We start from the raw sequence: 22,114 nt of genomic DNA on the forward strand, positions 1-22,114 counted from the left end.
CATGGACCGCATTAATCAGCTGCAGCAACATCATGCGATGCCATTACCACCTGTTAAGAAACCAGAAACGAAAAATGAATCAGCAAGTTTTAAAGATATTTTGGCGGGGATACAACATCCTAGAATCAGCAAGCATGCCAAAGAACGCTTGAGTGAACGAAATATCGCAATAAGTGAAACACAATGGCAGGTTATTTCAGAGAAAATGACTGAAGCTAAACAAAAAGGTATTACGGATTCATTAGTTGTTACGGATAACGCTGCACTACTTGTTAGTACTAAAAACAATACAGTAGTAACAGCAATGGATAAGGAAGAAGCAACAAGTAAGATTTTTACTAATATTAATGGCACGATATTAATAAACGAATAGGCTGGACCCGATTGGGAGGCCATTAAGCTGTTGACTGAATGATACAGCTAAAAATTATAGGTGATATAAACCAATAAAGGGGAGAAATAAATATGTTACGTTCAATGTACGCAGGTATTTCCGGAATGAAAGGTTTCCAGACAAAATTAGATGTTATCGGTAATAATATTGCCAATGTAAATACTGCAGGGTTTAAAAAGGGACGTGTAACGTTTCAGGATATGATGAGCCAAACAACATCTGGAGCGCAGGGTGCGACAGATACTCGTGGTGGTGTAAACCCGGCACAGATTGGTTTAGGTTCACAAATGGGTTCAATTGATAACATTCATACACAAGGTTTCCGTCAAACAACGAATAATCCACTAGATTTTTCATTGGAAGGCGATGGAATGTTTGTTGTTGCTAGTGATATAGCTAGAGATGATCCTCAAGGCGATATTTTTGACCCAAGTAATCCTAATGAACTTGATAATATTAACTTGGATGATTCTAATGTCTCCTATACACGTGCAGGAAATTTTTACTTAGATACTAACGGAAACATTGTTAATCCTGATGGACAGTATCTAATGGGATATGCTGATGGAAGTAATGACGAAATAAATACTGATAATATTTCTGCACTCAACATTCCTGAAGATGCACAAAGCTTCAGTGTTCAAACAAATGGTACTGTAAACTACATTGATGCAGATGGTAATACTCAAGTGGCCGGTCAAGTTGCATTAGCAAACTTCTCAAACCCAGCTGGTCTTCAAAAAGCAGGTAGTAACTTATATTTAAATACAGAGAACGCGGGTTATACTGGATTAGCTGAACCTGAAACTGATGGAGTAGCATCAATTGTCAGTGGTTCACTGGAAATGTCAAACGTGGACCTTGCTTCAGAATTTACGGAAATGATTACAGCACAACGGGGATTCCAGGCGAATACCAGAATCATTACGACATCAGATGAAATCCTGCAAGAACTTGTGAATTTAAAACGATAATGTAGGGAGGTAGGGGGTGTCAGGTTAAGAGGCACTCCCGCCATAATTATGGTTCAGCTTACTAGATTGAATGGAGAACTATTTCTTTTAAACGCAATTATGATTGAGCAGATTCAATCACATCCAGATACGACAATTACATTAATGAATGGTAAGAAACTGGTTGTCAAGGATTCTGAAGCAGACGTACAACAACTTGTGACAGATTACTATCGAAAAATTGGTTTAAATGGATGGTTTAACGAAATGGGTGATGTTAATGAGCAGTAGATTAGGAAAAACAATGGTGACATCCATAAGTATTTTATTGTTAGCTGGTGTAGTTGCACTTATTGTAGTTTTAAATATTACTGGTGACAAAAATAGTGGAAATGCACAATCAATTGATGAAATCATAGAAAATTCATATCAGACTTCCGAAATAACCACAGACCTGGAAGATGGCAGTTTCGTACGAATTCAATTTCAAATTATTACCAACAGTAAAGACGCGAAGGAAGAAGTCAAAAAACGGGAATTTCAGCTTAAAAACATCTTAATAAAAGAACTGGCTAAAATGAATGAAGAAGATTTTAAATCAGGATTATCCAATTTAGAAGATGTTGTCCAATTAGAGTTAAATAAGGTTATGACAGAAGGCAATATTACAGATGTCTACACAATTAATAAAATTTTACAGTAGTAAGGTAAATTCTCCTGTTTGGAGGTGAGGTTTCAAGTGGAAGAAGTACTTTCGCAAAATGAGATTGATGCATTATTATCAGCGATATCGTCAGGCGAAATGAATGCAGATGAATTAAAAAAAGAAGAAAAAGAGAAAAAGGTTCGTGTATATGATTTTAAGCGTGCGCTTCGGTTTTCTAAAGATCAGATTCGGAGTTTATCCAGGATTCATGAAAACTACGCCCGTTTATTAACGACTTACTTCTCTGCGCAACTAAGAACATATGTGAATATCTCTGTTGCGTCTGTTGACCAAATACCTTATGAAGAGTTTATTCGGTCCGTTCCAAAAATGACCGTATTAAACATTTATAGCTTAGCACCACTTGAAGGCAGAATTTTAATGGAAGTTAACCCGAATATTGCATATGGAATGCTTGACAGGGTCCTTGGCGGTAAGGGAAACAGTGTTAATAAAGTAGAGAATTTAACTGAAATTGAGACAATGCTTATGTCTCAACTTTTTGAAAAAGCAACAGTTAACCTGCAGGAGGCGTGGTCGTCTTTAATAGAGATTGACCCTATATTAGAGGATTTTGAAGTGAATCCGCAATTCCTGCAAATGGTATCACCAAATGAAACAGTTGTAGTAGTTTCATTGAATACTACAATAGGCGAAACAAGTGGCATGATTAATATTTGTATTCCACATATAGTATTGGAACCTATTATTCCAAAATTATCAGTGCATTATTGGATGCAAACAGCTACTAAAAAGCGGGATCCTGAGGCATATGAAAAATTATCTAATAATATTCAAACCGCTAATGTTGAAGCAAGGGCATTATTAGGTAACACCAATATTAGCATTCAGCAGCTGCTTAACTTAGGGGCGGATGACATAATAGGGCTAAATCAGCCGATTGACCATCCACTAACACTAGCAATAAATGATGAACCTAAGTTCTATGTACAGCCTGGCAAATTTAAAAATAAGCTGTCAGTGCAAGTACTTGAAGAAATTGAAGGGGGGAACAATAATGAATGACGGCATGCTTTCCCAAGATGAAATAGATGCACTCCTGAAAGTGGGTGAAGAAGAAGACGAGATGGATAGTCAAGCAAAAGATCAAAGTGATAGTTTAAATTCTTTGTCCACAATTGAAATAGATACGCTGGGTGAAATAGGTAATATTTCTTTTGGAAGCTCGGCAACAACATTATCGACTCTACTAAATCAAAAGGTAGATATTACAACACCAAGGGTTTCTGTTATTAAAAATACAGAAATGGATAATGTGTTAGATTTTGAACATGTAAATATCCAGGTAAATTATATAGAGGGTTTCAATGGCCAGAATCTACTGGTCATGAAGTCAGAAGATGCTGCTGTGATTTCTGACATTATGCTTGGTGGTGATGGATCTTCTCCTGATAAAGAATTGAATGAAATACATCTTAGCGCTGTTCAGGAAGCAATGAATCAGATGATGGGAACAGCAGCAACGAGTATGTCAACGGTATTTGGTAAACGTGTTGATATATCACCGCCAACTATTAATCTTGAAAAAACGAATGGCAATGAAGTTGATGAATCTATTTCTGATGAAGAACATTTTGTAAAAGTTTCATTCCAGCTGCAAGTTGGTAACCTGATAGATTCAAATATAATGCAGTTGATACCTGTTCGGTTTGCCAAGGAACTGGTTGATCAGTTGCTAAATAAATCTTCATCTGATGGGGAAAAAGAGGCAGCTGTAACGGCTGATTTGGATAAGCCAAAAGTTAAGACAGAACAAAAGGCTAATTCAGAACCGCAAAAGTCAAAAAGTGGACAATATCTTGGAGATACAATTGACCAGGATAATTCTACTATTCAGCAAGCAACTTTCTCGAATTTTGAACAGGTTGAGTTAAATAAGAATGAACAGCGCAATCTGGATATGCTTTTGGATATACCATTAAAAGTAACGGTTGAACTAGGTCGTACAAACAGGACTATTAAGGATATTTTAGAGCTATCGGCTGGTTCTATCATTGAATTAGACAAACTTGCGGGTGAACCGGTAGATATCCTGGTGAACGAAAAATTAATTGCTAAAGGCGAAGTAGTAGTAATTGATGAAAACTTTGGTGTTCGTGTAACGGACATCAGCAGCAGAACTGACCGTTTAATGAAACTAAAATAATACTATTTTAAAGGGAGACTACTGCAATGGCAAAACAAATTTTAATAGTAGATGACGCAGCTTTTATGCGTATGATGATCAAAGATATTTTAAGTAAAAATGGATTTGAAGTTGTTGGTGAAGCACAGGATGGCGTAGAGGCAATTGAGAAATATAAGGAACTGAAACCTGATCTTGTTACGCTTGATATTACGATGCCAGAGATGGACGGGTTAGCTGCTTTGAAAGAAATAAAACAATTAGATGGTGATGCAAATATAATTATGTGCTCAGCTATGGGGCAACAAGCGATGGTTATAGATGCTATACAAGCCGGAGCAAAAGATTTTATCGTTAAACCGTTCCAAGCAGAACGAGTTGTTGAAGCAATCCAGAAGGCGCTAGATTAAGAAACGAGTGAGTATAGTGATAAAGAAAATAAGTTTATTTGTTTGTATTATAGCTTTCATCCTTACTGCTTTGAATCCTGTGATTACTGAGGCGGGACCTAGTGTAGAAAAATGCCTCGAGGAAGAAGCAGATTGTACACAGTCTGAAACAACTCCTAATGATGCCAAAAGTAATGAAGAATCAGGTGGAATGAGTAATGGATCGTTACTATTTAACTTGGTCAAGATGTTTTTTGCCTTACTCTTAGTACTTGGGCTTATATATTTATTACTTAAGTTTTTAAGTAAACGTAATAAACTGTTTCAACAGGTTAATGCGTTGGAAAACTTAGGTGGCATATCAGTTGGACCTAATAAATCCATTCAGCTTGTTCGAATCGGGTCCAGAATCTTTATCATAGGTGTTGGTGAGAATGTTGAAATGCTGCAGGAAATTAGTGAAGAAGAAGCAAAAAATGAGATATTACATAATAATGAATCCAATGAAGCTCATACAAAGTCATTATTAACTTCTGTTTTTCAACAAAAAACAGACACAGATGTAGAAACCCAATCTAAGAAAGATTTTAAAAATATGTTCTCTAATGAATTAAATAAATTGAAACAAAGCAGAGCAAAGTTAATCAATCAACGTAAACAGAAGGAAGATAAACATGAATGAATTTGTAGATATGTTTTCTGGATCTGATCCTTCATCTGTTTCAACATCAGTGAAATTACTGCTTTTACTTACAGTATTATCGTTAGCCCCAAGTATATTAATTCTAATGACAAGCTTTACCAGAATAATTATTGTTTTGTCATTTGTTAGAACATCACTTGCTACACAGCAGATGCCACCAAATCAAGTGTTAATTGGGCTAGCCTTGTTTCTTACGTTTTTCGTAATGGCACCAACATTTAGTGAAGTGTATGATGAGGCATTACAGCCGCTTTTTGAAGAAGAGATAACATTGGATGAAGCATATAAAGAAGCAAGTACACCAATGAAAGAATTTATGTCGAAACATACACGGCAGAAAGACCTGGCATTATTTATGAATTATGCAGAAATTGACAAACCAGAAAATATACAGGATATTCCGTTAACTACATTGGTACCAGCTTTCGCGATAAGTGAGTTGAAGACGGCCTTTCAAATGGGATTTATGATATTTGTTCCGTTTCTAATAATTGATATGGCTGTTGCAAGTGTTCTAATGTCGATGGGGATGATGATGTTACCGCCAGTAATGATTTCATTACCATTTAAAATATTGTTATTTGTTTTAGTTGATGGTTGGTACTTGATTACCCAGTCATTATTAAAAGGGTTTTAAGGCAGGTGTTTATATTTGACGAGTGAGTTTGTATTAACCTTAGCTGAAAAAGGTGTTTATGTTATTTTACTTATATCGGGACCATTGCTGATTCTGGCATTAGCTGTAGGACTTCTTGTCAGTATTTTTCAGGCCACAACTCAAATCCAGGAACAGACACTAGCCTTTATACCAAAAATTGTTGCTGTGTTAGTAGGGCTTGTATTTTTTGGACCATGGATGCTTACAAAGATGGTCGAATTCACAGTGAATTTATATCAAAATCTGAATCAGTTTGTAGGGTAAAGCATGTTAGATATTATTAATCTTTCGAGTATTCCTGTTTTTTTACTTATTTTTGTACGGGTTGCGGCTTTTTTTGCGACCGTTCCGTTATTTTCATATCGGACAATCCCGACGCCGTTTAAGATTGGGTTTTCGTTTTTTCTGGCATTAGTAATGTATTATACCGTTGACTCATCGAATGTCCCAATTGATAACATGTATTTGTTTTTATTAATTAAGGAAGCAATCGTTGGTCTGTTAATAGGATTATTAGCTTATATTATTCTTTCAGCCATCCAGATTGCTGGTGGTTTCATTGATTTTCAAATGGGCTTTGCGATTGCTAATGTAATTGACCCGCAAACAGGTGCTCAAACTCCCTTAACTGGTCAATACCTCTATGTAATTGCCTTATTATTCTTATTATCGGTAAATGGTCACCATTTGTTAATAGATGGAATTTTTTACAGTTATAATTTAATACCGATGCAATCATTTATTCCTTTTGAGGATGGGACAATAGCTGACTTTGTCATTACTACGTTTAATAAGATGTTTTTGATAGCTTTCCAAATGGCAATTCCAATTGTTGGCTGTTTATTTTTAGTGGATGTCGCATTGGGGATTATCGCTAGAGCCGTACCGCAGTTAAACGTATTTGTGGTAGGGTTGCCGATAAAAATTTTCGTTAGTTTTGTGGTTATCTTATTTTTCCTTAGTCTGTACGTCGTATTGGTGAAGAGCCTTTTTGAAACCACCTTTGACGCAATGCGAGGGCTAATGCAATTATTTGGAGGTGCCTAAGAATATGCACTTAAAACTGGACTTACAATTCTTTGCAGGTGCCGATGAAAAAACCGAAAAAGCTACACCTAAGAAACGGCAGGATGAGCGAAAAAAAGGGAAGGTAGCCAAAAGTCAGGATATCAATACAGCATTTCTGTTGTTTTTTTGTTTTGTGATTTTAGTCGTGTTTGGTGGCTTCATGAAAGACATCATGACAACATTGTTTCAACATACTTTTACCGAATATATTAACTGGGATGTAACGATTCCTACAGTTGGTCAAGTATTAACTGAAACATCATTGGAACTTGGTAAAATGCTGGCACCAATTATGGTAGTCGCAATACTTGCAGGTTTGGCAGCCAATTTCACACAAATCGGATTTTTGTTTACAACAGAACCACTAAAGATGGATTTGAAGAAACTCGATCCTATTCAAGGGGCAAAAAAAATATTCTCGGCTCGAGCTTTAGTTGAGTTGCTGAAATCATTATTAAAAATCTCCTTTATCGGAACAATTACATTTTTAATTATATGGATATATAAAGATGAGATGATGATGCTCGCGTTTAAGACCGCTGAAAATGCAATTGGTTTCTTTGGAAGAATTACAATTATTATGGGTGTTTCAGCAGCGTTCGCATTGTTGTTCCTATCTGTTTTTGATTATACATATCAAAAGTATGACTTTGAAAAAAATTTAAAGATGTCAAAAAAAGATGTTAAAGATGAGCATAAAAATATTGAAGGGGACCCTCAAATCAAGGCGAAAATTAAAGAGAAGCAGCGTCAAATGGCGACGAGGCGGATGATGAGTGAAGTTCCGTCAGCAGATGTGGTAATTACGAACCCTACCCATTTCGCTATTGCGATTAAGTATGATGAAGATAAGGCTTCTGCTCCATATGTTGTTGCAAAAGGGGTAGATCAGATAGCATTCAAAATTAGGGAAATTGCCAAAGCAAACAATGTGGTTACAGTTGAAAATAAGCCATTGGCAAGAACATTATATGATGTCATTGAAATTGGTGATATTATACCAGAAGAATTTTATCAGGCTGTAGCTGAGATGCTTGCTTATGTATACAGGTTAGAGAAAAAAGTTGGGCAATAAGGAGAGACATCTATGAAAGCACGTGATTTATCTGTACTATTAGGAGTAATTTTAATAATAGTTATGCTTGTCGTCCCTTTACCAGGGTGGCTATTAAGTATTCTTATTTTATGTAATATATCTTTAGCACTTGTCGTTATTCTAGTTTCGATGAATACACGTGAAGCATTGCAGTTTTCGATATTTCCTTCTCTATTATTGTTATTGACATTGTTCCGGCTTGCTTTGAACGTTTCGACTACAAGATCAATATTATCTGAGGCAGAAGCTGGTGGTGTCATTGCTACATTCGGGTCTTTTGTAATTGGTGATAACCCGCTTGTAGGTTTTGTTGTATTTGTTATTCTAGTTATTATTCAATTTTTAGTTATCACAAAAGGTGCTGAGCGAGTATCTGAAGTTGCTGCTAGATTCACACTGGATGCTATGCCTGGTAAGCAGATGAGTATTGATGCCGATTTAAATGCTGGATTAATTTCTGAGCAACAAGCTAAAGAACGGCGTGAAAAAGTAGAAAGTGAAGCTGATTTCCATGGTGCTATGGATGGGGCAAGTAAATTTGTGAAGGGTGATGCCATAGCTGGGATTATTATTGTGTTAATTAATATTATCTTTGGGCTTGTTATTGGTATGGTTCAGATGGATTTCACCTTTACGGAAGCTATGAATACATATATGCGCCTTACAGTTGGCGATGGCTTGGTAAGTCAGATACCTGCACTATTAATTGCGACTGCTACAGGGATTGTAGTTACAAGAACAACATCAACCGGTAATTTGGGCAGTGATGTAACGGAACAGTTGCTGCAATATCCGAAACTATTATTTATTGCAGCTGGAACGTTATTCCTGCTTGGGTTTACACCTATTAATTTCTTTCTAACAACAACAATGGCTGGATTATTAGCATTAGGCGGGTATGTACTATTAAGACCATCCGATGAAAAAGAAGAGCCTGATATCGAGGAAGAGGAGCAGACTGAGTCTTCGTCAATGAAGTCACCAGAAAGTGTTGTGAATCTATTAAATATGGATCCGATTGAATTCGAATTCGGCTATGCACTTATTCCATTGGTCGATGCAAATCAAGGCGGTGATCTGCTTGACCGGGTAGTGATGATACGAAGACAGCTTGCTATTGAATTAGGTATTGTAGTCCCTGTAGTGCGAATACGAGACAACATCCAGCTAAATCCGAATGAATACCGATTAAAAATAAAGGGAAATGAGGTTGCATTTGGAGAGTTATTGCTTGATCATTATTTGGCAATGACACCCGACATAGAGGATGAAGAGATAGATGGTATCGAAACAAAAGAGCCTGCATTTGGTTTGCCGGCAAAGTGGATTAGTGAAGAGAACAAGGATGATGCAGAGTTATCCGGGTATACGGTGGTTGATCCACCATCAGTTGTTTCGACTCATATCACGGAAATAATTAAACAAAATGCACATGCGCTTTTAGGCCGTCAAGAGACGAAGCAATTAATTGATCACTTGAAAGAAAATTATCCAATCCTGGTAGAAGAGGTTACCCCAGAGCCATTAGCGGTTGGTGACGTTCAAAAAGTCTTGGCCAAACTGCTTAGAGAGAATATCTCGATTCGAAATCTGCCAATCATTTTTGAAACACTTGCTGATTTTGGCAAGATGACAAATGATACAGAACTACTTACTGAATATGTCCGACAGTCATTGTCGTCACAAATAACCAAACAATATGCTAATGATGATATGTCATTAAAAGTAATCACTGTTTCAGGTAAAGTAGAAAAAATGATTGCAGAAAACATTCAACAGACTGAGCATGGTAATTATCTAGCGTTAGACCCAGAGTCACAACAAGTTATTGTCAAAACACTTCATGATGAAGTGGAAAAACTTACATTACAAGAAGAAACAGCAGTTGTTCTATGCTCTCCTGCAATTAGGATGTATCTCAAACAGTTACTGGATCGGTTTCTGCCACAAGTGGTTGTGCTATCGTATAACGAATTAGAACCAAATGTTCAAATACAAAGTGTTGGGGTGGTGAATGTAGCATGAAGGTAAAAAAGTATGTAGCATCAACAATGCCAGAGGCCATGAACCGAATTCGGAAAGAACTAGGTTCTGAAGCTGTTATTTTAAACTCAAAAGAGATTTTTCATGGTGGCTTTTTAGGGTTTTTTAAGAAAAGAAATATTGAAGTAATTGCTGCACTTGATCCACAGCCTCAACCACCAAAACAGCAAAATCCGTTAAATGATACAAGTCGTATTAAAAAGGCAGCAAGTATGGAAGATGATACTATTTTAAATGAAATACGTCACTTAAGGAAAGTTGTTGAATTGCAGTCATCGAATAGAAATAACGATTATCCAGATGAGTACCAAGTTATGTTTTACTATTTGATACAGCAGGAAACTGATGAGGAATTAGCAAAAAGTATAATTGATACTATTATAAACAAACATGATGTGTTACAAGAATTTACACCAACTCAAGATATTATTATGGATGATACAAAGACAGAAATAGAAAACAGATTGAGCGAGCTTCCTTTTAAGGGGCTGACATATCAAAATAAAATCATTCAATTTGTTGGGCCAACAGGTGTTGGAAAAACAACAACCATTGCAAAGGTTGCAGCGGCCAGTATGCTTAAAGATAACAAAAAGGTTGCATTTATAACTGCTGATACATATCGAATTGCTGCGATAGAGCAATTAAAAACATATTCAAAAATACTGGATATACCAATTGAAGTTGCCTATAATATTGAAGATTATAAGGCTGCTGTTGAAAAGTTTAAGTCCTATGATTTAATTCTTGTTGATACTGCTGGACGTAATTTTCGAGATGAAAAATATGTAAAAGAGCTGCAGAATAGTATCGAATTTAATACTTCTATCGAAACGTATTTAGTATTATCCATGACAGCGAAGCCGAAAGATATAACAGAAATATTTGACCAATTCCATCATTTATCAATTAATGAGGTGATTTTTACTAAAGTGGATGAGACAAGACAATATGGCAGCATGTTGAACATTGCGCTAAAGAAAAATGTAGGGGTAGCATTTATGACAAATGGGCAGGATGTACCGGACGATATAATTGAACCATCCCCAAATCTCATTAGCAGTTATATAGTGGGTGAACATAGTGATACATGATCAAGCTGCAAGCCTAAGACGTCAATTGGAAATTTCTAAAGATCCAAGACAGGCAAGAACAATAGCAATAGTAAGTGGAAAGGGTGGTGTCGGTAAGTCAAATGTTGCGCTAAACTTTTCGTTAGAACTTCTGAATCAAGATAAGAAAGTTCTTTTGCTGGATTTGGATGTTGGAATGGGGAATATTGATATATTACTAGGTTTACATTCAGAGAAAACAATAGTCGATATGTTTACTGACCACTTACCCGTCCATGATATTATAGAAACAGGGCCACGTGGTTTAGCATATATCGCTGCAGGATCGGGATTATCAGGTCTTTTTATGATGGATGAGGAGAAAAGAGATTACTTTTATAAGCAATATAATGAACTAGTTAAACTGTATGATTATATTATTTTTGATATGGGTGCAGGTGCAACAAATGATAGTTTATCGCTGATTCTTGCATCTGATGAATGTATTGTTATTACTACACCGGAACCAACATCTATAACTGATGCATATGGCATGATAAAGCATATATTAAACAGGCAAGGTAATATGCCAATCTCAGTTATTATGAACCGTTCAGCCTCAGCTAAAAGCGGAAACAAGGCATTGGATAGATTTCAACGGGTTGTTGCTCAATTTTTAAATGTAGAAGTCAAAAAGATAGGTATACTTCCTAATGATAAAATAGTTTCAACTGCAGTTATACGCCAAATACCATATGTTTTATTAGATGATAAGGCTGCTGTATCAAAGGCTATTAAAGTAATTGTCAGAAACTACACATTAAATAGCACTGAATACCAGCAACGGAAATCTACTTCCTTTGTTAAAAGACTAAAGCAGTTTATGATGGAGAGGTAATTTACATGATGCCCATACGCATTGTAGTGATTGATGACTCAGCATTTATGCGTAAAATAATAACAGATATGCTATCTAGTGATAATCAAATTGAGGTAGTTGCTACAGCGAGAAATGGTAAGGACGGACTTCAAAAAATTCAAGAACATATGCCGGATGTCGTTACACTAGATGTAGAAATGCCAGTAATGGATGGAATGACAGCACTACAACATATTATGGAGGTAATCCCTACTCCAGTAATTATGCTCTCAAGCGTAACTGAGGAAGGAACATCTAAAACAGTACAAGCAATATCAAATGGTGCAATTGATTTTATTACAAAGCCATCCGGTGCAATTTCATTAAATATAGATGAAGTGAAAGATGACATAATCACCAAGGTTATTGTTGCTTCACAGGCAAAAATAGTTAAAAAGAGTCCTTTAAAGAAATCTGGAAGCATAACAGATACCGCTGCTTCAAAAAGATACTCTAGATCAATCGTAGCTATTGGCGCTTCTACAGGTGGACCGAAAGCATTACAGCGGATATTAGAAGATTTACAAAGTGATTTTGCAGCTCCGATCTTAATTGTTCAGCATATGCCTGCGGGGTTTACCAAGTCACTTGCCGAACGACTGGATAAATTAGCCGATATTCGCGTTAAAGAAGCGTCGCATGGAGAATTTATAAATAATAAGACAGCATACATTGCGCCAGGGAATTATCATATCAAGTTAAAAACTCTTGGAACTGAACATACTATTATATTGACAAAGGAACCTCCTAGAAATGGACATAGACCTGCAGTAGATGTGCTTTTTGAATCTTTGGCAGAAGTTGAAAGGGTCAATAAAATATCTGCTGTGTTAACTGGAATGGGTAGTGATGGATCACGAGGGATAAATCTGTTGAAAGAATTAGACCCGGAATCCGTTATCATTGCCGAAGCGGAAGAATCATCTGTTGTATATGGAATGCCTAAAGCAGCCGTGAAGACAAGTCACGTCAATCAGATTGTTCACTTACATAAAGTTGGGGATACCATTACGAAATTAGTAAATAGACCAGGAGGGATCTAATCATGGATACAACACAATATTTAGACGTGTTTATTGATGAGAGTAGAGAGCATTTGGAAGCGTTATACAAACAGATACTTGAATTGGAAAAAAATCCGGAAGACAAGACAATCATAGATGAAATATTTCGTGCTGCACATACTTTAAAGGGTATGTCTGCAACTATGGGTTATACGGACGTAGCTAACCTAACGCATAAGCTGGAGAATATTTTTGATGGTATCAGATACGATAAAATAGTTGTCCGAACTGACATGATTGATATTCTTTTTGATGCGGTGGATCAACTAAACGCAATTGTTGAAGAAATCGGAAACGGTGGGGACGGAAAACGGGATGTAAGCCAAATTGTTACATATCTGGATCAAATCGAAAAAGGTGAAAATGAAATAAGTAGTAAAGCAAGTACAGGCGCGCCAAGTAAAACGCTTAATACATTGAAAACTGTTACATCTTTGGACCAGTTTGAAATTTCCATCTTACAAGAATCAGCAGAACGCGGGTTTTCCAACTATGAGATATCCGTACATTTAAACGAAGATTGTTTATTAAAAGGTGCGCGTGTTTATATGGTATTTGACGTATTGGAAAAATTGGGGGAAGTAATTAAATCAGAACCTCCTGTTAATGAGCTGGAAGAAGAAAACTTCGAAAGTACATTCACGGTTCTTGTAGTATCTCAATCTGAAGAAGAAGAAATACAAGCGAAAATTATGAAAGTGTCAGAGATTGAGAAAGTTTTTGTGAATAACTTTTCAATAGATACATACACACGGGAGCAGAAGGACAGAGCTTCTTCGGTGGAAGTAAAAGAGGAAACAAAATTGCCAGAAGAGAATAAGAATGAAAATAAAAGCACTGGTAAAAGTCCTGTCAGCAAAACAATTCGAGTTAATATTGAACGCCTAGATGTTTTAATGAACTTATTTGAGGAATTGGTTATTGACCGTGGACGATTAGAACAAATATCAATGGAGCTTGATAACAATGATCTTCAGGAAACAGTCGAGCGTATGTCACGTGTTTCTGGAGACTTACAAGATATTATTTTAACAATGCGAATGGTACCAATTGATCAGGTGTTTAATAGATTTCCGCGTATGATAAGACAGCTTGCACGTGACTTAAATAAAAATGTGGACATTGACATTATTGGTGCAGAAACGGAATTAGATCGAACTGTAATTGATGAAATAGGTGATCCCTTGGTCCATCTGATACGAAATGCAATAGATCACGGGATTGAGTCACCGCAGGAACGAATAGCAAAAGGAAAGCCTGAACAAGGAACAATTAGACTTGAAGCATATCATAGTGGAAACCATGTGTTTATTGAAATATCAGATGATGGTGCTGGGATTAATAAACAAAAAGTACTAGATAAGGCAACTGCAAATGAAGTGATAAGCACTGCTCATGCTGAGACATTATTAGATCAACAAATCTATGAGCTGATTATGGAAAGCGGATTTTCAACAGCAGATGCTGTTTCTGATTTATCAGGTCGTGGTGTAGGACTGGATGTTGTTAAAAATACAATCGAGTCTTTAGGTGGCAGTATAACAATCAATGCAACTATCGATGAAGGTTCGAATTTTTCGATTCAGTTACCCTTAACACTATCAATAATGTCCGTATTACTAGTAGAGTTACAAAATGAGAAATATGCAGTACCATTATCGTCAATTATTGAAACATCGATTATCCATAAAGACCAGATTATGCTGGCTCATAATAAGAGTGTAATAGATTTTAGAGGTAAAGTAGTCCCACTGGCTTATTTGAACGATATTTTCAATGTTCCACAAACAAATGAAAAAGATTCAGAATATTTATCGGTTGTCATTGTTCGTAAGGGGGATAAATTGGCTGGACTTGTTGTCGATTCGTTGATCGGTCAGCAGGAAGTTGTTTTAAAATCGTTGGGAAATTATTTAGCCAACGCCTTCGCTATATCCGGGGCAACTATTTTAGGGGATGGTGAGGTAGCCTTAATAATCGACAGTAACGCTATGGTTAAATAATATGAAAATGGGGGAATTAAAATGGGAAATGAAGCAGTTGTTGATCGTAAGGTAATAATCTTTCAATTAAATTATGAGGAATATGCAGTGTCAGTGCAGCAAGTAGGATCAATTGAGCGAATTGAACCGATAACCAGGGTTCCACAAACAGCTGATTTTGTTAAAGGGGTTATTAATTTACGTGGCGTCGTTACACCAATTATTGATCTTAGAATCCGTTTTGGGTTAAAGGAAACTGAGTTTACAGAATCTAGTAGGATTATTATTGTTTATCTTGATGATATGGAAGTAGGTCTTATTGTAGATGCTGCTAACGATGTAATTGATATTCCGGAAAATGCAATTGAACCAGCACCAGAAGTGATAGGTTCTGTAGATGTCGATTATATTGACGGGGTTGCAAAACTGGATAATCGTTTACTAATACTGCTTAATCTACAAAAAGTTTTAACGAAAGAAGAAATAACCGAATTGAAATCAGTGGAAGGTTAAGAGAATGGAAGATATAAGCCGTCTCTCAACCGTACAAATGGATGTGTTGCGGGAAATAGGAAATATTGGTGCTGGAAATGCAGCGACATCTATGTCGAAATTAATTAACAAAAAAATTGATATGGCCGTACCTTCTGTGAATGTTGTGGCATTTGACGAAGTAATGGAAATGATAGGTGGACCGGAGACACCCATCGTCGGAATTATGATACACATTTCGGGTGAAGCACCAGGTAAAGTTTATTTTATTTTAAGTATCGAGGAAGCTGAATCCTTAGTAAAAAGTATAACTAACGAGCATGACTTTGCTTTATTAAATGAGAAAGAACCAAATGACTTGGTATTTTCTGCTTTGAAAGAAACTGGCAATATACTAACCGGCTCCTACATATCTGCCCTATCTGATTTTACACACCTTCAGATGCAGCCATCAGTACCATATTTAAGTGTTGATATGGCTGGAGCTGTTTTGACAGTTGGTTTAATTGAAGTGTCGCAAGTTACTGATTATGCGATAATTATTGATACTAAAATTAATGATAGTGAATCTGCCAATGGAATACATGGTAATTTCTTTTTTCTTCCAGATCCAGAAGCATTTCCTAAAATATTTAAAGCATTAGGAATTGAAAATGATGGGTGATACACAAACAATTGTTAAGGTTGGAATTGCTGACCTGAATATTGTAAATACACCACATATAATACGCACATCGGGTCTTGGCTCATGTGTAGGAGTGGTGTTATATGACTTATCTCGTCAAGTTGCAGGGTTAGCACATGTGATGCTTCCGGATTCCAGTCTTGCAAAAAAGTCAAATTTGAACGAATTTAAGTATGCCGATACAGCTATCGATTATTTAGTTTACGAACTATGTACAAAAGGTGCCAGGAAATATGCTCTGCAAGCTAAATTGGCTGGTGGTGCACAAATGTTTCAATTTGAATCATCTAACGATTTAATGCGAATTGGTCCAAGAAATGTACAGGCTGTCCAAGAGAAGCTAGGACAATATCGAATACCTGTAATTGCTATGGATGTTGGCGGGAATAGTGGTAGAACAATTGATTTTGACCCCGCTACAGGTAACTTGAAAATACGTACAGTCAACAAAAGTGAGTTAGTTATTTAAGAGTATAAATGAAGTTCTCCATTTTAAGTATTTAAGAAATTAATAATTTCAGGGAGGAGCAATCAAATGACAACTAATAAATCTCCTCTAGAGCAAAAACTGTGGAAAAAGTGGCTGAAAAATAAGGATAATGAGGCTGCAAATGAGTTAATTGAAAATTACATGTATCTAGTAACCTTTCATGTTGAAAGAGTGTCGAGTCATTTGCCGAGCAACGTTAATAAAGATGACTTGAAAAGCTTTGGATTAATGGGCTTATTTGATGCATTAAATAAATTTGAGCACAATCGTAATCTTAAATTTGATACATATGCATCCTTTCGTATTCGTGGAGCTATTATCGATGGGTTAAGAAAGGAAGATTGGCTCCCAAGGTCTATTAGAGAAAAGACTAAAAAAGTTGAAAAGGTGTCCCAGGAACTGGAGCAAACTTTTCAGCGTACTCCGACAGCTGAGGAAATTGCTGCTAAGCTAGAAATCCCTGTATACGAAGTAGAAGAATTAGTGCGGGACTCACTTTTTGCAAACGTACTTTCAATTGAAGAAAAATCTAAAGATAATTCACAAGAGCATAAAGAGGGCATTGGATATACTATACCTGATGAGTCTTCCATTTCGCCAGATGATCATATGCTTCAAACAGAAATAAATCAGGAATTAACAGATAGTATTAAACTGTTAAATGAAAATGAACAGATGGTTGTGAGTTTATTTTATCATCAGGAGCTCACTTTAACAGAGATCGGGCAAGTGCTGGAATTAACGACTTCACGTATTTCGCAGATTCATAGAAAAGCTATATTTAAATTAAAAAATACACTTCATAAAATGCAATCCACCCATTAAATAATAGAGGGGAATCAGCATGGGTCAACTACAAGATTTCTTTGTTGTGTCTGAGTCCAACGATCGCATGTTTGCTTATTTAGATTATACTGGGGATAAGGATAAAAGCGAGCTAGTGTTGGATAGGAATGAACTTATACAGTTTTTACATGAACACAATATCACATTTGGTATTGATGAAAATGCACTTGATACGTTACTTTCAGATAATAATTTAGATATTTTCCCTATAAAGATAGCAAATGGAGTCTTTCCAGAAGACGGTACAGATGGAGAAGTTAATTATCAATTCAATCTTGATGATAATAATAAATCAAGTAGGACATCCAACTGGAATTTTCGTGATGTAATGCGTATTCCATCTGTTAAGGAAGGACAACGGCTTGCAACCATAACATTACCCACTACTGGAATAAATGGTAGCGATGTTTATGGAAAATCAATAAAAGCCAGGCCTGGCAAGGCATCTCGTCTGAAGTTAGGTGAAAATGTTGTGTTTCGAGAAGAAGATCTTTCATATTACGCAACAATAGAAGGGCAAATTAATATAACAGAACGGTTTATACAAGTATACAATGTATTTGAGGTTAATGAAGATCTATCTATGAAACAAGGAAACTTGGATTTTGTCGGTTCAATTGTGATAAAAGGGAATGTACCATCAGGGTATACCGTAAAAGCAAAAGGTGATATTAGTATTTTTGGTATGGTTGAAGCTGCTACAATTATCGCAGAAGGTTCTGTATACATATCAGAAGGACTTTCAGGATTAAAAGAAGGATTTATTAACGCTGGAGAAAATTTACGAATTGGTTATATTAATCAGGGGACAGTGTATGCTGGAAAAAACATATATGCAGAGAATTCAATTTTACATAGTAATATAACTGCAAAACAACAAGTTTTTTGTCAGAGAGGTAATATAATTGGTGGTTCCATCTCTGCTGGGAAGCTCGTAGAAGCAAAGGATATAGGGAATCGATTGGGGACCAAAACAGAGGTTATATTCGGTGTTAACAAAACGATTGCTGATCGGGAGGAAAATTTATTAGCAAAAAAAGAGGAATTACAAGCTACACTGTCGAAATTAAAAATGATTGAGAGAAAAATGAAGGATCAGGGAAATCCGGATTCTAATAAGGCGAAAATTACTATGCTCCGTATTAATAGCTCTTATCAAAAAGCTGCTGACCAACTGCAGGAAGCGGAAGAAACATTGGAACAATTGACCGCTAAGATTGGTAGTGAACATGAATCCCTTTTGGTTATAAATGGACACATTTATCCAAATGTAATGGTTACGTTCGGGAAATTTAAACGTAAAATTGAAAGAAATCAACAATATATAAAAATGAAGTTAGAAAATAATGAGATTGTTATGCAAAATATTAAATAGACTATTTAGGAAGTGATTCTGTTGAGCTGGAAATCAATAGAAATGCAAGTGGCGCTTCCAAGGACACAGGATGCAGGAAAACTTCAAGATCAAATGCTGAAACAAAATCAGCATTTCCAAGAGTCGCTTGCGCAAAGCCAATTAAAAGATATTGAGCAAAAACGTAAACGTGTACAAGAGTTTGAAAACATTCATGATGTTAAAATCAAGGACAAAGAAGAACAGGATACTAATGACTTAGAAGACCAGCAATCCGAATTGGGCTATGACCCAAAAGATGAATTTGCAGAACATCCCTACTTGGGCAAAAAAATTGATTTTAGTGGATAGAGGGATACGATGACATCGTTGTTACTTATAATAAGTTTTTTGTTGCACTTGGTTGCTTTAGTTGGAATCTTTCAATTGTTTAAGCAGGTACAGTTTTTAAAAAAGGATAGCTCACAGGATGTTATGGAGCTACTGGAAACATATTTAGAGGAAATAAAGGAAGAAAATCGTTTTTTAGAGAGAGAAATTGGGAACCCTAATCGTAACCCCGTTTCTCCGGGAAATGCTGAAGCAGAACAGAAAGAAGAACAAAAAGAAGAAGTATCAGAGTATATTCCGGAAGATGCTGAAGTGGAAGATGATTCTCAAACTTCCTTGCAAGCTAAAATACTACAGCTTTATGACCAAGGAATAACAGGGGAAGATATCGCAAGACAATTGAATTGTGGTAAAACAGAAGCAGAGCTAGTAATAAAATTGCATGGTAAGTAAACAAGGAGAATTACTCTGACTATCTTACTTATGGGGTTGAAACATATCAATTCTAAAAGTTCATTGTGACACAAAATCTATAAACTGCGTCAGGTGAAAATTTTTTATTCAACATGCATTTGTTAACTCTTAAACTTTCGCAGCGTAAAATGAACACATAGACGTTAGAGTTGATATTTCTTTCAAGGGGTAAAAAGCAACATAATGTACGAACAGAGCCAAAAAATTATTATTAATTATGAGAAAAACTATTTGTAAAACTTGATTGCAAATACCTGATATGATATATTTATTTTTGGTGTAAATACTATGTTCACCTATCGAAAGTGAGCATGTTTAAAAACACACGCTTAGTGATTTGGATAAATGGTGCCATTTAATGGTCTTTATGCAAAAATGACCTGAGCGGAGGAATAAAACCAATAGGAGGAATTTTTTATGTCAGTAATTTCGATGAAACAATTGTTGGAGGCTGGTGTACATTTCGGTCACCAGACACGCCGTTGGAATCCAAAGATGAAGAAATATATCTTCACAGAGCGTAACGGTATTTATATCATTGACCTTCAAAAAACAGTTAAGAAGGTAGATGAAGCGTTCAAATATGTTAAAGAAATCGCATCAAATGGCGGTACAATTCTTTTCGTAGGTACAAAAAAACAAGCACAAGATTCAGTTCGTGATGAAGCAACTCGTTCTGGTATGTACTATATTAATCAACGCTGGTTAGGTGGAACATTAACTAACTTCCAAACTATCCGTAAACGTATCAACCGTCTTAAAGATATTGAACGTATGGAAGAGGACGGTACTTTTGAAGTACTTCCTAAAAAAGAAGTAGTAGACTTATTAAAAGAAAAAGACCGCTTAGTTAAATTTCTAGGTGGAATTAAAGAAATGAAGAAAATTCCAGACGCTATGTTTGTAATCGATCCTCGTAAAGAACGCATTGCAATCGCTGAGGCACATAAATTAAACATTCCAATTATCGGAATGGTTGATACAAACTGTGACCCAGATGAAATTGATTATGTTATCCCAGCGAATGATGATGCAATTCGCGCAGTCAAGCTTTTAACATCTAAAATGGCAGATGCTATTCTAGAAGTGAAGCAAGGCGAAGAAACTGAAGAAGTAGAAGCGCCAGCACAAGCTGAAGAAGCTGTTACTGCAAACAGCGCTGAAACTGAAAAAGAGTAGTATTGTAAAAGGTAGGGGTGATAAGGGGATAAGCCTTTTATCACCTTTTTTTGGCAGTAAGAAAGTATAAATACTTTCTTACTGCATAATTGCAACTAATGCTTGGTGATAATTCTTAGAAAAACTCTACACATAGGTTATACAAACAATAAAGTTTTATATTATAAGGAGGATTTACAATGGATATTACAGCTAAAATGGTTAAAGAACTTCGGGAAAAAACTGGCGCAGGTATGATGGACTGTAAGAAAGCACTTCAGGAAACGGATGGAGACATCGATAAAGCAATGGACTTCTTGCGTGAAAAAGGTGTAGCAAAAGCAGCTAAGAAAGCAAACCGCGTTGCTGCAGAAGGGTTAACACATATTGAAATTGATAATAACTCTGCTGTATTGCTAGAAGTTAACTGTGAAACAGACTTCGTAACAAAAAATGATCAATTTAAACAGTTACTATCTGAACTGGGCAAACATATCGTTAAGCAAAAGCCTGAAACAGTTGAAGAAGCTTTACAGCAAGACCTTCATGGTGAAGGAGAAAATGTTGAGAAGTATCTTAACTCTATTGTTGCTACAATAGGAGAGAAAATTTCTCTACGTCGTTTTACCCTTTTAAACAAAACGGATAACGATGCATTTGGTGCATATCTTCATATGGGGGGCAGTATCGGTGTACTTACTTTACTTGAAGGAACAACTGATGGCGACATTGCAAAAGATATAGCAATGCATGCAGCTGCTGTTAGTCCACGTTATGTATCACGAGATGCAGTATCTGAAGAAGAAGTAAGCCGTGAGCGTGAATTATTAAAAACACAGGCGTTAAATGAAGGCAAGCCAGAAAATATTGTTGAAAAAATGGTTGAGGGTCGTCTAGGTAAATTCTTTGAAGAGATTTGTCTATTAGAACAAAACTTTGTAAAAGACCCAGATCAAAAAGTGAAGAATTATGTAGCTGACAAAGGTGCTTCAGTAAAAACATTTGTTCGCTATGAAGTAGGCGAAGGTATGGAAAAACGTGAAGATAACTTTGCTGAGGAAGTAGCAAGTCAAATGAAAAAATAATTAATTCTAAAAGTGGGGAACACGTAA

The 22,114-nt window shown here is 36.1% G+C and carries 26 protein-coding genes; all 26 read left to right on the forward strand.

All coding sequences use genetic code 11. The features are described from left to right. Position 1 precedes the first annotated feature (1 nt). Entirely contained in the window at positions 2-373 is a 372-nt protein-coding gene (locus ACTWQM_RS07895; RefSeq protein WP_443257636.1) for a TIGR02530 family flagellar biosynthesis protein, read from the forward strand. A 92-nt stretch (positions 374-465) separates the two neighbouring features. Beyond that, entirely contained in the window at positions 466-1,368 is a 903-nt protein-coding gene (gene flgG, locus ACTWQM_RS07900) for a flagellar basal body rod protein FlgG (RefSeq protein ID WP_443257637.1), read from the forward strand. A gap of 48 nt (positions 1,369-1,416) precedes the next feature. Continuing rightward, on the forward strand, positions 1,417-1,638 hold the full coding sequence (locus ACTWQM_RS07905) for a flagellar FlbD family protein (protein ID WP_443257638.1): 222 nt from the start codon (positions 1,417-1,419) through the stop codon (positions 1,636-1,638). Next, positions 1,628-2,050, forward strand: coding sequence for a flagellar basal body-associated protein FliL (gene fliL / locus ACTWQM_RS07910; protein WP_443257639.1), 423 nt, complete (start codon positions 1,628-1,630; stop codon positions 2,048-2,050). The genes ACTWQM_RS07905 and fliL overlap by 11 nt, the downstream gene beginning before the upstream one ends. A gap of 36 nt (positions 2,051-2,086) precedes the next feature. Continuing rightward, on the forward strand, positions 2,087-3,079 hold the full coding sequence (gene fliM / locus ACTWQM_RS07915) for a flagellar motor switch protein FliM (protein ID WP_443257641.1): 993 nt from the start codon (positions 2,087-2,089) through the stop codon (positions 3,077-3,079). Next, positions 3,069-4,220 carry a flagellar motor switch phosphatase FliY gene (gene fliY, locus ACTWQM_RS07920; RefSeq protein WP_443257801.1) on the forward strand — a complete coding sequence of 384 codons (1,152 nt, stop codon included), beginning with the start codon at positions 3,069-3,071 and terminating at the stop codon, positions 4,218-4,220. Before fliM ends, fliY begins: the two co-directional genes overlap by 11 nt. Before the next feature lie 26 nt (positions 4,221-4,246). After that, positions 4,247-4,609, forward strand: a complete 363-nt coding sequence (locus tag ACTWQM_RS07925) for a response regulator (protein ID WP_443257642.1) — start codon at positions 4,247-4,249, stop codon at positions 4,607-4,609. A gap of 16 nt (positions 4,610-4,625) precedes the next feature. Then, positions 4,626-5,270, forward strand: coding sequence for a flagellar biosynthetic protein FliO (locus ACTWQM_RS07930; protein WP_443257643.1), 645 nt, complete (start codon positions 4,626-4,628; stop codon positions 5,268-5,270). Next, positions 5,263-5,928, forward strand: a complete 666-nt coding sequence (gene fliP / locus ACTWQM_RS07935) for a flagellar type III secretion system pore protein FliP (RefSeq protein ID WP_443257644.1) — start codon at positions 5,263-5,265, stop codon at positions 5,926-5,928. Before ACTWQM_RS07930 ends, fliP begins: the two co-directional genes overlap by 8 nt. 15 nt (positions 5,929-5,943) lie before the next feature. After that, entirely contained in the window at positions 5,944-6,213 is a 270-nt protein-coding gene (fliQ, locus tag ACTWQM_RS07940; RefSeq protein ID WP_092492937.1) for a flagellar biosynthesis protein FliQ, read from the forward strand. A gap of 3 nt (positions 6,214-6,216) precedes the next feature. Beyond that, entirely contained in the window at positions 6,217-6,996 is a 780-nt protein-coding gene (gene fliR / locus ACTWQM_RS07945; protein WP_443257645.1) for a flagellar biosynthetic protein FliR, read from the forward strand. A 4-nt stretch (positions 6,997-7,000) separates the two neighbouring features. Then, positions 7,001-8,092, forward strand: coding sequence for a flagellar biosynthesis protein FlhB (flhB, locus tag ACTWQM_RS07950; protein WP_443257646.1), 1,092 nt, complete (start codon positions 7,001-7,003; stop codon positions 8,090-8,092). 12 nt (positions 8,093-8,104) lie between these two features. Further along, positions 8,105-10,138, forward strand: coding sequence for a flagellar biosynthesis protein FlhA (gene flhA, locus ACTWQM_RS07955; RefSeq protein ID WP_443257647.1), 2,034 nt, complete (start codon positions 8,105-8,107; stop codon positions 10,136-10,138). Beyond that, positions 10,135-11,250 (forward strand): flagellar biosynthesis protein FlhF, encoded by a 1,116-nt coding sequence (flhF, locus tag ACTWQM_RS07960; RefSeq protein ID WP_443257648.1) that lies wholly within the window; start codon positions 10,135-10,137, stop codon positions 11,248-11,250. The genes flhA and flhF overlap by 4 nt, the downstream gene beginning before the upstream one ends. Next, positions 11,240-12,106 carry a MinD/ParA family protein gene (locus ACTWQM_RS07965; protein ID WP_443257649.1) on the forward strand — a complete coding sequence of 289 codons (867 nt, stop codon included), beginning with the start codon at positions 11,240-11,242 and terminating at the stop codon, positions 12,104-12,106. Before flhF ends, ACTWQM_RS07965 begins: the two co-directional genes overlap by 11 nt. Positions 12,107-12,111: 5 nt before the next feature. Then, the gene (locus ACTWQM_RS07970; protein ID WP_443257650.1) at positions 12,112-13,170 is read left to right on the forward strand and encodes a protein-glutamate methylesterase/protein-glutamine glutaminase; all 1,059 of its coding nucleotides are present in this window, start codon (positions 12,112-12,114) and stop codon (positions 13,168-13,170) included. Positions 13,171-13,172: 2 nt separating this feature from the next. Further along, positions 13,173-15,194: a chemotaxis protein CheW gene (locus ACTWQM_RS07975; protein ID WP_443257651.1), complete on the forward strand. Its 2,022-nt coding sequence runs from the start codon at positions 13,173-13,175 to the stop codon at positions 15,192-15,194. 21 nt (positions 15,195-15,215) lie between these two features. Next, positions 15,216-15,686, forward strand: a complete 471-nt coding sequence (locus tag ACTWQM_RS07980) for a chemotaxis protein CheW (RefSeq protein WP_443257652.1) — start codon at positions 15,216-15,218, stop codon at positions 15,684-15,686. Between the two features lie 4 nt (positions 15,687-15,690). Continuing rightward, a complete protein-coding gene (locus ACTWQM_RS07985; RefSeq protein ID WP_443257653.1) occupies positions 15,691-16,329 on the forward strand; it encodes a chemotaxis protein CheC in 639 nt (212 codons plus the stop codon). Continuing rightward, entirely contained in the window at positions 16,322-16,819 is a 498-nt protein-coding gene (locus tag ACTWQM_RS07990) for a chemotaxis protein CheD (RefSeq protein ID WP_443257654.1), read from the forward strand. Before ACTWQM_RS07985 ends, ACTWQM_RS07990 begins: the two co-directional genes overlap by 8 nt. Positions 16,820-16,885: 66 nt before the next feature. Then, on the forward strand, positions 16,886-17,665 hold the full coding sequence (locus tag ACTWQM_RS07995; protein ID WP_443257655.1) for a FliA/WhiG family RNA polymerase sigma factor: 780 nt from the start codon (positions 16,886-16,888) through the stop codon (positions 17,663-17,665). A 19-nt stretch (positions 17,666-17,684) separates the two neighbouring features. Continuing rightward, complete coding sequence (locus ACTWQM_RS08000) at positions 17,685-19,061, forward strand: DUF342 domain-containing protein (protein WP_443257656.1); 1,377 nt, start codon at positions 17,685-17,687, stop codon at positions 19,059-19,061. Positions 19,062-19,073: 12 nt separating this feature from the next. Continuing rightward, positions 19,074-19,391, forward strand: a complete 318-nt coding sequence (locus ACTWQM_RS08005) for a hypothetical protein (RefSeq protein WP_443257657.1) — start codon at positions 19,074-19,076, stop codon at positions 19,389-19,391. Between the two features lie 9 nt (positions 19,392-19,400). Beyond that, complete coding sequence (locus tag ACTWQM_RS08010) at positions 19,401-19,823, forward strand: DUF6115 domain-containing protein (protein ID WP_443257658.1); 423 nt, start codon at positions 19,401-19,403, stop codon at positions 19,821-19,823. A gap of 438 nt (positions 19,824-20,261) precedes the next feature. Next, a complete protein-coding gene (rpsB, locus tag ACTWQM_RS08015) occupies positions 20,262-21,023 on the forward strand; it encodes a 30S ribosomal protein S2 (RefSeq protein ID WP_443257659.1) in 762 nt (253 codons plus the stop codon). A 179-nt stretch (positions 21,024-21,202) separates the two neighbouring features. Continuing rightward, positions 21,203-22,087 carry a translation elongation factor Ts gene (gene tsf, locus ACTWQM_RS08020; protein ID WP_443257660.1) on the forward strand — a complete coding sequence of 295 codons (885 nt, stop codon included), beginning with the start codon at positions 21,203-21,205 and terminating at the stop codon, positions 22,085-22,087. The last annotated feature ends 27 nt before the right edge of the window (positions 22,088-22,114 follow it).

It is taken from the genome of Virgibacillus sp. L01, from assembly GCF_052246775.1.
Taxonomy (GTDB): Bacteria; Bacillota; Bacilli; order Bacillales; family Amphibacillaceae; genus Lentibacillus.